The organism is Allocoprococcus comes (assembly GCF_013300725.1).
Classification (GTDB): Bacteria; Bacillota; Clostridia; order Lachnospirales; family Lachnospiraceae; genus Allocoprococcus; species Allocoprococcus comes_A.
In genome coordinates, this window is the sequence record NZ_JAAIMM010000006.1 from 38,026 (window position 1) to 49,830 (window position 11,805).

The 11,805-nt window shown below is 44.4% G+C and carries 12 protein-coding genes; all 12 read right to left on the reverse strand.

The annotated features are described in order from the left end of the window. Nucleotides 1-72: 72 nt before the first annotated feature. Nucleotides 73-2,274: a DNA topoisomerase III gene (locus G4407_RS04620; RefSeq protein ID WP_173687939.1), complete on the reverse strand. Its 2,202-nt coding sequence runs from the start codon at nt 2,272-2,274 to the stop codon at nt 73-75. Beyond that, a complete protein-coding gene (locus G4407_RS04625) occupies nt 2,271-4,250 on the reverse strand; it encodes a diguanylate cyclase (RefSeq protein WP_173687940.1) in 1,980 nt (659 codons plus the stop codon). Before G4407_RS04625 ends, G4407_RS04620 begins: the two co-directional genes overlap by 4 nt. Nucleotides 4,251-4,523: 273 nt before the next feature. Next, a complete protein-coding gene (gene atpC / locus G4407_RS04630; RefSeq protein WP_173687941.1) occupies nt 4,524-4,925 on the reverse strand; it encodes an ATP synthase F1 subunit epsilon in 402 nt (133 codons plus the stop codon). 12 nt (nt 4,926-4,937) lie between these two features. Next, on the reverse strand, nt 4,938-6,329 hold the full coding sequence (atpD, locus tag G4407_RS04635) for a F0F1 ATP synthase subunit beta (protein WP_173687942.1): 1,392 nt from the start codon (nt 6,327-6,329) through the stop codon (nt 4,938-4,940). 30 nt (nt 6,330-6,359) lie between these two features. After that, the gene (gene atpG, locus G4407_RS04640; RefSeq protein WP_173687943.1) at nt 6,360-7,226 is read right to left on the reverse strand and encodes an ATP synthase F1 subunit gamma; all 867 of its coding nucleotides are present in this window, start codon (nt 7,224-7,226) and stop codon (nt 6,360-6,362) included. A gap of 10 nt (nt 7,227-7,236) precedes the next feature. After that, nucleotides 7,237-8,748, reverse strand: coding sequence for a F0F1 ATP synthase subunit alpha (gene atpA / locus G4407_RS04645; RefSeq protein ID WP_173687944.1), 1,512 nt, complete (start codon nt 8,746-8,748; stop codon nt 7,237-7,239). Between the two features lie 36 nt (nt 8,749-8,784). After that, on the reverse strand, nt 8,785-9,330 hold the full coding sequence (gene atpH, locus G4407_RS04650; RefSeq protein ID WP_008370066.1) for an ATP synthase F1 subunit delta: 546 nt from the start codon (nt 9,328-9,330) through the stop codon (nt 8,785-8,787). Continuing rightward, the gene (atpF, locus tag G4407_RS04655; protein WP_173687945.1) at nt 9,318-9,833 is read right to left on the reverse strand and encodes a F0F1 ATP synthase subunit B; all 516 of its coding nucleotides are present in this window, start codon (nt 9,831-9,833) and stop codon (nt 9,318-9,320) included. The genes atpH and atpF overlap by 13 nt, the downstream gene beginning before the upstream one ends. A 41-nt stretch (nt 9,834-9,874) precedes the next feature. Further along, nucleotides 9,875-10,141: an ATP synthase F0 subunit C gene (gene atpE / locus G4407_RS04660; RefSeq protein ID WP_117557506.1), complete on the reverse strand. Its 267-nt coding sequence runs from the start codon at nt 10,139-10,141 to the stop codon at nt 9,875-9,877. A 64-nt stretch (nt 10,142-10,205) separates the two neighbouring features. Further along, nucleotides 10,206-10,925, reverse strand: a complete 720-nt coding sequence (atpB, locus tag G4407_RS04665) for a F0F1 ATP synthase subunit A (RefSeq protein ID WP_022220233.1) — start codon at nt 10,923-10,925, stop codon at nt 10,206-10,208. 14 nt (nt 10,926-10,939) lie between these two features. Continuing rightward, entirely contained in the window at nt 10,940-11,335 is a 396-nt protein-coding gene (locus G4407_RS04670) for an ATP synthase subunit I (RefSeq protein WP_173687946.1), read from the reverse strand. 20 nt (nt 11,336-11,355) lie between these two features. Continuing rightward, nucleotides 11,356-11,586 carry an AtpZ/AtpI family protein gene (locus tag G4407_RS04675; RefSeq protein ID WP_173687947.1) on the reverse strand — a complete coding sequence of 77 codons (231 nt, stop codon included), beginning with the start codon at nt 11,584-11,586 and terminating at the stop codon, nt 11,356-11,358. Nucleotides 11,587-11,805: the final 219 nt, after the last annotated feature.

Consider the following 11,805-nt stretch of genomic DNA (forward strand, 5'->3'; position numbering starts at 1 on the left):
ACAAAACGGAACCATCAAGCCGATGAGACACACCAGAAAGCCAAAACTTCCACACGCCGTCCCAACCCAGCCCTACAACTTAATCTTCGCCAGCGCATCCGCAAACGGATTATTCACCGGCTCATCCTTCTGCTGTCTTAAATATTTCTGCACATCCTTCTTACTGACTCCCGCACCTTCCTTTTTCCTGCGCTCCTGGAAGGACGTCAGCTTCTCCTTATGCCCGCACACGCACACAAAAATCTGCCCGTCCCCTTTTCCGCGAAGCTGCATCTTCTTGTGACATACCGGACACCTCGCATTCGTTGTCCGTGATACCGTCTCACGATATCCACATTCTCTGTCCTGGCAGACCAGCATTTCACTGTTCTTGCCCTTCACAGCAAGCATCCGTTTTCCACATCGCGGGCACGTACTGTTCGTCAGATTATCATGACGGAACGTACCATCCCCTGTCTTAATCTCAGCGACCAACTGATCTGTATACTGATCAATATCCTTCATAAAGACTTTCCGCGAAAGTTTTCCCTTCGCGATCTGCGACAGACGCATTTCCCAATCCGCCGTAAGCTCCGGCTGCTTCAGTTCTTCCGGTACAAGCTCCAGAAGCTGTTTTGCTTTCGAGGTAAGATAAATATCCTTGCCTCTCTTTTCCAATAAAAAGCTCTTGAACAGCTTTTCAATAATATCCGCTCTTGTCGCAACCGTTCCAAGTCCACCGGTCTCACCAAGCGTCTTCGCCATCGCTTTATCATGGCTTTCCATATAGGCAGTCGGATTCTCCATTGCCGAAAGCAGCGTTGCTTCATTAAAATGTGCCGGCGGCTTCGTCTTACCTTCTGTCAGTGACAGCGTAAGTCCTGCAATCTCCTGCCCTTTTTCCAGTTCCGGAAGTGTCTGTCCTTTTAATCCTTTTCCAGACTCATAAGCTGCTGCCTCTTCCTCATCTTCATACGAATAGACTTCCTCTTCGTATGCTGCCCGCCACCCCTGTGCTTTCACGATCTTTCCTGATGCAAGTAAAGTCTCACTGCCGATCTTTACTGTCACCTGTGTCTGCTCATACTCGAACGGCGGATAAAGTACTGCAAGAAAACGCCGCACGACCAGATCATAAATCTTGCGTTCTTCATTTGTCATATGACTCAGATCCACATACTGTTCCGTTGGGATGATCGCATGGTGATCCGATACCTTTGCATCATTTACAAAAGCAAGCTTTCCGCTCAGATTCTTTTTCTGTGCTGTCATCGCAAGTTTGCGGTACGGTCCTGTACCACACGCCTCCAGGCGGTCCTTGATCGTCGGAACAATGTCTTTGCTCAGATATCTGGAATCCGTTCTCGGATAGGTCAGTACTTTATGGTTCTCATACAGTCTCTGCATGATGTTCAGCGTTTCTTTTGCAGAAAATCCAAATCTCTGGTTTGCTTCTCTTTGCAGCTCTGTCAGATCATATAGAAGCGGCGCATAAGTCTTTTTAGGCGTCTTTTTTACTTCTTCTACCACAGCCTTCTGACCATCCAGCTTTTTCACCAGTCCAACCATCTTTTCTTTATCAAAAGACCGGTAACTCTTTGATTTCTGATCCTGCCATGTAAGCGTGATCTGTTTTCCTTTTGCCGCAATCCCGTAATAACTTTTCGGAATGAAACTACGGATCTGTTCTTCTCTTTTTGCAATCATCGCAAGCGTTGGTGTCTGTACACGTCCACAGGAAAGTTGCGCATTATATTTACAGGTCAGTGCCCTTGTTGCATTGATTCCAACCAGCCAGTCTGCCTCGGCACGGCACATTGCAGCATCGTAAAGCGCATCATACTCATGCCCGTTCTTCAACTTTGCAAAACCTTCCCTGATTGCTTTATCCGTTACAGATGAGATCCACAGCCTCTTGATCGGCTTTTTGCTTCCTGCTTTTTCCAGAATCAGCCTTGCTACCAGTTCTCCTTCTCGTCCTGCATCCGTAGCAATGATAATCTCATTCACATCCTTGCGGTGAATCTGTGTTTTCACCGCTGCGAACTGTTTTCCGGTCTGCTTTATTACTTCAAGCTTAAATGGAGCCGGCTTCATCGGAAGCACATCCATTTTCCACTCTTTATATTTTTTATCGTAATCTTCCGGATCTGCCAGGGTAACCAGATGACCAAGTCCCCAGGTTACAATATAACGCTCTCCTTCAATTGCTCCATTTATCTTTTTCCCACATTTAAGTACGCGCGCAATATCACGCGCAACGGAAGGTTTTTCTGCAATTACAAGTGCCTTCATTCTGTCTTTTCTACTCCTTTTAATTCATTTTCTGCCACTTCCATCATTGTCTTTAATTTATCCTGTGCTTCGGTCATACACTGAAGTAACAGTGGGTTAAATGTACCGCATTCACCATTCTGGATCATTTCCAGTGCTTTTTCATGTGAAAATGCCTTCTTGTAAACCCGTTCACTCACCAGGGCGTCATACACATCCGCCAGCGATACTACTTGTGCCGAAATCGGAATTTCTTCTCCGACAAGTCCGTCCGGATATCCCTTTCCATCATATCTTTCATGATGCCAGCGGCAAATCTCATATGCAAGCTTGAGCAGCTTTTCATTCCGGTACATATCCAGATTATCCAGCATTTGTGCACCGATCAAGGTATGTGTCTTCATAATCTCAAATTCCTCTTTGGTAAGCTTTCCCGGTTTGTTCAGAATTTTCTCGTCAATTCCAACCTTTCCGATATCATGCAAAGCCGATGCTGTTGCAATCAATAATCTTTCTTCCCATGAGAGCTGATATTTTCCTGTCTTCTTCACCAGTTGTTCCAGTAAAAGCTGTGTGATCAGATTGATATGGATCACATGACGACCACTTTCTCCGTTTCTGAACTCAACAATCTGGCTCAGGATACCGATCAGCATCCGGTTATTTCTCTCTTTTTCGTAAATCTGCCTGGTCACCAGCCGGATCAGTCTCCTCTGTTTTGCATATAGCTTGATCATGTTCAGGACACGTTGATATACAATTTTCGCATCAAACGGGCGGCTGATGTAATCTGAGACGCCCATCTCATATGCCCGTCTGATATAGCTATCTGAATCTTCACTGGAAATCATGATTACCGGAATATCTTCAATCCAATGATTCTGGTTCATTGCAGCAAGGACTTCAAATCCATCCATTTCCGGCATCACAATATCGAGCAGCACCAGAGAAATCCCTGTTCCATACCGTTCCAGTTGTTCCAGACATTCTTCTCCATTAGCCGCCTCCAGGATCCGGTAGTCCTCTTTCAGGATCTCTTTCAGAATCTCGCGGTTTATTTCCGAATCATCCACGATAAGGATCTGCTGTTTCAGTTTTTCTGATGCAGAATTTTCTTCCTTTTTCTTTCCATTTTCATCCCATTCTGTGACAACCATATTTTTATAATTTTTAGCTATATACATCTGTCTGTCAGCACTGGCAACAGCATCTTCAATATTGCCTTCGCGGAATATAGCTCCGCCGATGCTGACCGAAAGCTGCATTTTCTCATAATTCGGCACAACCGCATCGTGGATCTTTTCCCGGATCAGTTTCAGCTTGTCCTCAAAAATATGCTTCTTGATCGAAGGCAGGATCAGTAAAAATTCATCTCCACCATACCGGATCAGAATATCCGTCTTCCGAATATATTTTTTGATAATGTTCGCCGTCGTTATAAGTGCCGCATCTCCCGCACTATGTCCATAAGTATCGTTATGGAGCTTAAAATCATCCAGATCGATCACTGCAATTCCGGCTTCATCCTCCATGTTCTTGATCTTTTCTTCAAAAAAACGCCGATTATATATCCCGGTCAGTACATCCGTATATAACTTTTCATTATATCCTGACAGTTTACTGATCAGCCTCTCATACCCCTCCTGATCAATCTGAATACTCTCATCAAGATTCTGAATCATTTCCATAACATAAGGTCTGCCATCAATCTCAACATAACGCGAGATCACCTGAAATACCTGCAAATCCAGAAATTCAAATTTTATCTTCTGCGTCTGTTCTTTCAGTGCCAGAAGAGAGCTGCAGTTCTCGCATTCCTTGTCTTTTTTCCAGAAAGTGTAACACTGACACGTTTCAGATAAATCTCCTGCATTTATCCGTTTTTCCCGATCCATCAGCATTTTCCCGTCTACCAGTCTGACAACCTGAAACACTTCCCTCAAAGATTCCATCTTTCTTTCCGCTTCCTGCATTGTCATTTGGTCCTGTTTGTTCATCCCTTTATCCTCTCAATTTTATCCTGCCATCCATACTCTTTTTTACGTTATGTAATGATGTGATGTTGGGGTCAAAAGGTATTTTGACCCCTTTGATACCAGATTGCTACGTGCTTTGGCACTCTCGCAAGCAAGCTTGCATCGGCTTTCTGACCTTTTGACCCTGGTATCATCATATAATAAAATTATTATAGGCAAATTCCCCCTTATTGTCCAGTTTTCCTTCATTAAAAAAACCGAAAATCCAGCAAAGGATTCTCGGTTTTTAATACTTTATGACTGAGTTGCTCCAATTCGGGCAACTGCTCTTTTCAGCGCTGCCTCTGCACGGCGCATATCTGTGCCTTCCTGCTTCGCAGCAATTCTGTCCTCAGCGCGCTTCTTCGCCGCTTCGGCACGTGCCACATCAATTTCATCCGGCCACTGTGCATCTTCCGCAAGCACCGTTACCTTCTCCTGCAGGATTTCTACAAATCCTCCGAGAATTGCCGCTTTCTTAATCTCCCCGTCATTGTGGATTCGCATCACACATGGTTCAAGAATCGTCGTCAGCGGAATATGCTTTGCATAGACACCAAGTTCTCCTTCAGTACTTACAAATTCAAGGAATTCGCAGTCACCCTCCAGAAACTTCTTTTCCGGCGAAATAATGTTAAGTTTAAATTTATCTGCCATAGGACGTCCCTCCTATTTCACACGGGCAAGCACGTCATCGATATTACCTGCATTCAGGAAATATCCCTCCGGAATATCATCATGCTTTCCTTCGAGGATCTCTTTAAATCCCTGAATTGTCTCGCTGATTGGAACATAACGTCCTTCCAGACCTGTAAACTGTGTCGCAACATGGAATGGCTGGGAAAGGAATCTCTGGATCTTTCTTGCTCTGGATACGACCAGCTTATCTTCCTCGGAAAGTTCATCCATACCAAGAATTGCAATGATATCCTGCAGTTCTTTGTATTTCTGAAGAATCTCCTGTACTCCACGGGCCACTTTATAGTGTTCTTCTCCGACAATGTGTGGATCCAGAATACGTGAAGTAGATTCCAGCGGATCTACAGCCGGGTAAATACCAAGCTCTGTGATCGCACGGGAAAGTACGGTCGTTGCATCCAGATGGGCAAATGTTGTTGCCGGAGCCGGGTCAGTAAGGTCATCGGCTGGCACATATACTGCCTGCACGGATGTGATAGATCCGTTCTTCGTGGATGTGATACGCTCCTGCAGCGCACCCATTTCTGTCTGCAGTGTCGGCTGATAACCTACCGCTGAAGGCATACGTCCAAGAAGCGCTGATACTTCGGAACCTGCCTGTGTAAAACGGAAAATGTTATCAATGAAAAGAAGTACATCCTTTCCACCTTTATCACGGAAATATTCTGCAAGAGTCAGTCCTGTAAGTCCGACTCTCATACGTGCTCCAGGTGGTTCATTCATCTGACCGAATACCATCGCTGTCTTTTTGATAACTCCAGATTCTGTCATCTCATAGTAAAGGTCATTTCCTTCACGGGTACGTTCTCCTACACCGGTGAATACAGAATATCCACCATGCTCCGTTGCGATATTGGTAATCAGTTCCTGGATAAGAACGGTCTTTCCTACACCGGCTCCACCGAACAGACCGATTTTTCCACCTTTCTGATACGGGCACAGAAGGTCAACAACCTTGATACCTGTCTCCAGCATCTCTGTCTGTGTTGCCTGCTCTTCAAAGCTTGGAGCTTTTCTGTGAATCGGTGCGTATTCAACATCTTTCGGAGCCTCTTTTTCATCAATCGGCTCACCCAGTACGTTGAAGATACGTCCGAGTGTTGCTTCGCCAACCGGAACTGAAATCGGTCCCCCGGTTGCTACGGCGTCCATGCCTCGCACCAGTCCGTCTGTCGGTCCCATGGCGATACATCTTACGATATCATCACCCAGATGCTGTGCAACTTCTACCACAAGTTTTCCTCCATCCTTGCGTGTGATCTCAACTGCATCGTTGATCTCCGGCAAGTATCCTTCCGAAAACTTAAGGTCAAGAACGGCACCGATAACCTGGGTAATCTTCCCTATATTTTTATCTGCCATTTTCTCCTCCTTACATACAGAAACCTGTATTTATCCGATTGCCTCTGCTCCGGCAATGATCTCGGTAAGTTCCTGTGTGATCGCACCCTGACGTGCTCTGTTATATTTCAATTCCAAATCATCTATCATCTCTTCCGCATTGCTGGTTGCCGAATCCATCGCCTGCATACGTGCACCGTTCTCACTGGCAACTGCTTCCACAAATGCGCCATACAGAATGCTGCTGATATATTTCGGAACAAGAAGGCTGATTGCCTCTTCCGCTTCCGGTTCAAAGTTCATCGGTGTAAGCTGCGCCTTTGCATCCTCTTCTCCCGCTTCTTCCTGCACCTCTGCCGGAAGGACTTTGATCATCGTCGGAATGTGACTTACCGTATTTTTGAAAAATGTGTAGATCAGATAGATCTCACCAATCTCACCATTTTCAAAATCTGTCAGAAGTCTTTTTGTGATACTCTTCGCATCATCATAGGACGGTTCTTCGATCATCTCTGAATAATCAGCGACAATATCATATCCTTTGTGTTTCAGAAGTTCCAGTCCTTTTCCTCCAACTGCATAGATCCGGATATTCTCCTTCGTAAAGGCTTCATTTTCAGTCACCATCTTCACTACATTGGAGTTATATCCACCTGCCAGTCCACGATTAGATGTTACAACAATGACTGCTTTCTTCTTCGAATCATCTGCTTTCAGATATGGATGATTGATATTCCCTGCCTTTGCAAGCAGAGAGGTCATTGTTGCATACATACAGTCAAAATACGGCTTTGATTCTTCTGCCCGGGTTCTTGCTTTCTGCAGCTTTACGGTAGAGACAAGTTTCATGGCTTTTGTAATCTGCTGCGTGCTCTGTACACTGGTACGGCGACGCTTGATATCTCTCATAGATGCCACTTTGTATCACCTACCTTGCCTGAAATTGTTCTTTATATTCTCCGATTGCTTTTCTGAGAGCTTCTTCTACTTCTTCTTTCAGCACTTTGTCATTCTTGATAGATTCCGGAATTTCCGGATATTTTGTCTTAATATAATCAAAAAGTCCGCTTTCAAAAGTCAGAATATCTTCTACCGCAATATCAAGAAGAAGCTTCTTAACTGCTGCATAAATGATAATAATCTGGTATTCTACCGGCATCGGCTGGTACTGCGGCTGTTTCAGGATCTCTTTGATCCGGACTCCCTGTGCCAGACGTTCGGAAGTCTCTGCATCCAGTTCCGATCCGAACTGTGCAAAGGATGCCAGCTCACGATACTGTGCCAGATCGATACGGATTGTACCAGCGATCTTCTTCATCGCCTTGATCTGTGCCGATCCACCTACACGGGATACAGAAAGTCCGGCATTAACGGCCGGTCTGAAACCAGAGTTGAACATCTCTGTTTCCAGATAAATCTGTCCGTCTGTGATGGAAATAACGTTGGTAGGAATGTATGCTGATACGTCACCTGCCTGTGTCTCGATAATCGGAAGTGCAGTAAGTGAACCTCCGCCAAGTTCATCCGAAAGACGGGCTGCTCTTTCAAGAAGTCTTGAATGCAGATAGAATACATCTCCCGGATAAGCCTCACGTCCAGGTGGACGTTTCAGAAGTAAGGAAAGGGTACGGTATGCAGTTGCATGTTTGGACAGATCATCATAAACGATCAGTACGTCATCTCCGTTCTCCATCCATTCTTCTCCCATCGCACATCCTGAATACGGTGCGATGTACTGCAGTGGTGCAAGCTCACTGGCTGTTGACACAACTACAGTTGTATAATCCATTGCCCCAAAGGTCTCCAGAGTCTTAACAAGGGAAGCTACGGTCGAAGCTTTCTGACCGATTGCTACATAAATACACTTTACGCCCTGCCCTTTCTGGTTGATGATCGTATCGATTGCGATCGCTGTCTTACCGGTCTGTCTGTCACCGATGATCAGCTCTCTCTGTCCACGGCCGATCGGAACCATGGAGTCGATCGCTTTAATACCTGTCTGAAGCGGTGTATCTACTGACTTACGGGAAATAACACCCGGTGCCACACGCTCGATCTGACGATGCCTGGTTGCCTGGATCGGTCCTTTTCCATCGATTGGCTGTCCAAGTGCATTAACTACACGGCCAAGCATACAGTCGCCTACCGGAACCTCTACAACTCGTCCGGTTGTCTTTACAGTATCACCTTCATTGATATTCTTATGATCTCCAAGAAGAACAGCACCTACGTTGTCCTCTTCCAGGTTCAGAACCATTCCGTATACTTCTGAAGGGAACTCCAAAAGTTCACCCTGCATTGCATTTTCAAGGCCGTGGACACGCGCAATACCATCTGCCACCTGAATAACCGTTCCGACATCCGATACGTTCAGCTCAGAGGAATATCTTTCAATCTGTTCTTTTATTACAGAACTTATTTCTTCTGGTCTTAAATTCATGGAGCGAATCCACCTTCTTTCTACTAATTCTAACTGCTATACCTGAATTTTCTTCAGGCTCTTTGACAGTTCATACAGCTTTGTCTTAATACTTGTATCCACAACTCTGTCACCGATACGGATCACCATTCCGCCGATCAGAGAAGCATCTACCTGATAATTCATCTCAAAGGATTCATATTTTGTCGTCTGAAGAAGCCGCTGCATGACTGCTTCTTTCTGTGCCTCGCTCAGTTCTACTGCTGTAGCGATATATGCAATCCCGATTTTCTTTTCTTCTTTTACAAGTCCGATAAAATATTCAAATACAGAATCAATCTTGCTGTAGCGCCCTTTTTCGATCATCAGCTTCATCAGCTCTACAATCTCATTTGAAACACGTCCGCGGAAAATCGTCTCGATCATCTGCTCTTTGTCTTCACGCATAACTCTCGGATTTCCGAGAATCTTCTGAAGCTCTGCATTTTCTTCGAGGATCACTCCGATACTCTGTACTTCCTCGAATATCTCATCCATTTTTCCGCAGTCACGGGCAGCTTCAAACAGGGCGTCACCATATACCTTTGATACTAGCTTAGCCATGTCTGTTCTCCCATTTCTTTTAATGTCTCTTCGATCAATTCATCCTGTACACTGGTATCGATCGAAGCTGCTACTACTTTACCTGCCATTGCTGATGCAATGGAGATCATCTCCTGCTTCATATCATCAAGCGCACGCTTCCGTTCCAGTTCGATCTCATTATTGGCACGTGTGATGATCCTTGCTGCTTCTTCTTTTGCTTCTGCAACAATTTCATTTTCGGTCTTCATCGCTTTTTTCCGTGCTTCACTGAGAATAACCTGCGCCTCTTTATCGATTTCTTTTAATTTCTGTTCGTATTCTTCTTTGTAAACGGCTGCCTCTTTCCGGTCATTCTTTGCTGACTCCTGTTCATCAGCAACTCTCTGCTTTCTGTCTTCCAGAAGTTTTCTTACCGGTTTGAAAAGCAGATATGACAGAAACGTGAACATGACAAGCATACTGAGTGCCATGACACAGGCATCAAAAAGAAGCTGCGCATCCAGATTAAACAAACGTTCCAAGGCGTTGCCTCCTTTCTCTTATTTTACAGGCAAAACCCTTTTTACAGCTTTCCAAGAAGCGGGTTTGCGAACAAGAGAATAAGTGCAATAACCAAACTGTACAGACCTGTTGTCTCTGCTACTGCCTGTCCTAAAAGCATTGTAGACGTGATGTCTGATCTTGCTCCCGGGTTACGTCCTACTGCAGATGCACCATGACCTGCTGCAATACCCTGTCCTACACCAGGACCAATACCTGCGATCATCGCAAGTCCTGCGCCGATTGCTGAACACGCTAAAACTAAAGCTTCATTTGAAATATTACCCATAATAATTTTCCTCCTTAATCACTGCAAACCTGATACTGTCTGAACTTAGATCCCAGTTTGCTTTTTACTCCGCTGACGGCATCTTGTCATTGATATATACCATCGTCAGCATACAGAATACATATGCCTGAATTGCTCCCGAGAACACATCGAAATAGATGTGTAAAAATCCCGGCCATGCCCATGCGATCTTATACAGAAGACCGTAGATAAGTCCCATGATTACAGTACCGGACAACACATTTCCAAACAGACGAAGTGAGATGGAAAATGGTGCTGCGATCTCCCCGATCAGATTGATTGGGAACAAGAACGGCAGTGGTTTGAACAGGCCTGTAAATGCCTCAATTTTGTTGTATTTGATGTTATTGAACTGAATCAGCACAAATGTGATAAGTCCAAGTGGAAGTGTTACACCATAATCTGCAGTTGGTGGCCTAAGCCCCAAAAGTCCCGATAGGTTTGCCACAATCAAAAACAAAAACAAAGACCCGATATAATTCCGGAACGCCAGTCCGTTTTTCCCCATGCTTCCTTTTACCATATTGTCAAGCATCTCAACAATAAGCTCGGCAATATTCTGCAGGGTTCCGGGTTTGCCTTCGGCATCGCTCAGCTTAGCTCGGACAACCAACGCAAAAATCAGCAGTAATAACGCTACGATCAATATGCTGACATGTGTAGTGGTGAGCCATAACTCCTGCCCAAATAACTGGAATTTAACGAGACCGTGAATTTGAAAATCCGGCTCCTTAGCTGCCAGCATTCCTAAGCTGTTCCCCACGCGCTCTACCTCCTTTACTTAGTTTTTTTGAATTTAGCGAAAAGCTTATGCATAATTGGCTGCAAATATGCCGCAAGCTTTAAACTCATAATTCCTGCAAACAGTGTAAGTACATTCGCAATCCGAAGCCAGCTGACGGCTATAAATACTACAACTACAACCAGATATCTTATCGCGTAAGATTTCTGCATGTATCTCTGTGCTTCCTGTTCTCCATAAAGTACCGCCTCATCCAACGAGTTTTTCATATGGATTACCATGAAAACACCTGCAGCCACCCCGATCCAAAGCCCTGCTGTCATTCTCAGATGATCCCCTGGGATAATCAGACATACAATCTGTGCGATTATTCCATACAGAAGCATAATGATGATCATATCCTTCAGTACGGTATTGTCTGTCTTACTCATGTTGTTTCATTCCTCCCTGCTCAATTTTTGTTTTTGTCTTCCGGATCTTCATTCGCATGTCTGGCAAGTACCCATGCATTGCGCAGACCTGCCAATACACCCATTATCACCAAAGGGATAAAAACTGGAAAAGAAACCTTCTTTTCCAGCCATGTACCAAAAAAAGTGCATAGCAAAATGGGAATCAGTATACTGATGCCTAACTGACTGATGAGTGCAAAGGTTTTAAATACGCTTTGTTTATATTTCATGATACTTATCTCCATTCTCTATATCACTTTCCATTTATTATATCCTTTTTTATGAAATATGTCCACCGTTTTACATGCGATTGTATTTTTTCTTATACAATTTCCAAATATTGTCATCACTTTTACCAATAAATGTCAATAAATGCGTTGATTATTTAAAATATTTTATATAGTCATTTTTTCACAATAGTAAAAGTGCTGCAAAACGTTTTTAGCCTT

What these genes read in the sequence shown, in the direction of transcription:
- G4407_RS04620 (WP_173687939.1), bottom strand. Translation starts at nt 2,274, where the DNA reads ATGAAGGCACTTGTAATTGCAGAAAAACCTTCCGTTGCGCGTGATATT.
- G4407_RS04625 (WP_173687940.1), bottom strand. Translation starts at nt 4,250, where the DNA reads ATGAACAAACAGGACCAAATGACAATGCAGGAAGCGGAAAGAAAGATG.
- atpC (WP_173687941.1), bottom strand. Translation starts at nt 4,925, where the DNA reads ATGGCAGATAAATTTAAACTTAACATTATTTCGCCGGAAAAGAAGTTT.
- atpD (WP_173687942.1), bottom strand. Translation starts at nt 6,329, where the DNA reads ATGGCAGATAAAAATATAGGGAAGATTACCCAGGTTATCGGTGCCGTT.
- atpA (WP_173687944.1), bottom strand. Translation starts at nt 8,748, where the DNA reads ATGAATTTAAGACCAGAAGAAATAAGTTCTGTAATAAAAGAACAGATT.
- atpH (WP_008370066.1), bottom strand. Translation starts at nt 9,330, where the DNA reads ATGGCTAAGCTAGTATCAAAGGTATATGGTGACGCCCTGTTTGAAGCT.
- atpE (WP_117557506.1), bottom strand. Translation starts at nt 10,141, where the DNA reads ATGGGTAATATTTCAAATGAAGCTTTAGTTTTAGCGTGTTCAGCAATC.
- G4407_RS04670 (WP_173687946.1), bottom strand. Translation starts at nt 11,335, where the DNA reads ATGAGTAAGACAGACAATACCGTACTGAAGGATATGATCATCATTATG.
- G4407_RS04675 (WP_173687947.1), bottom strand. Translation starts at nt 11,586, where the DNA reads ATGAAATATAAACAAAGCGTATTTAAAACCTTTGCACTCATCAGTCAG.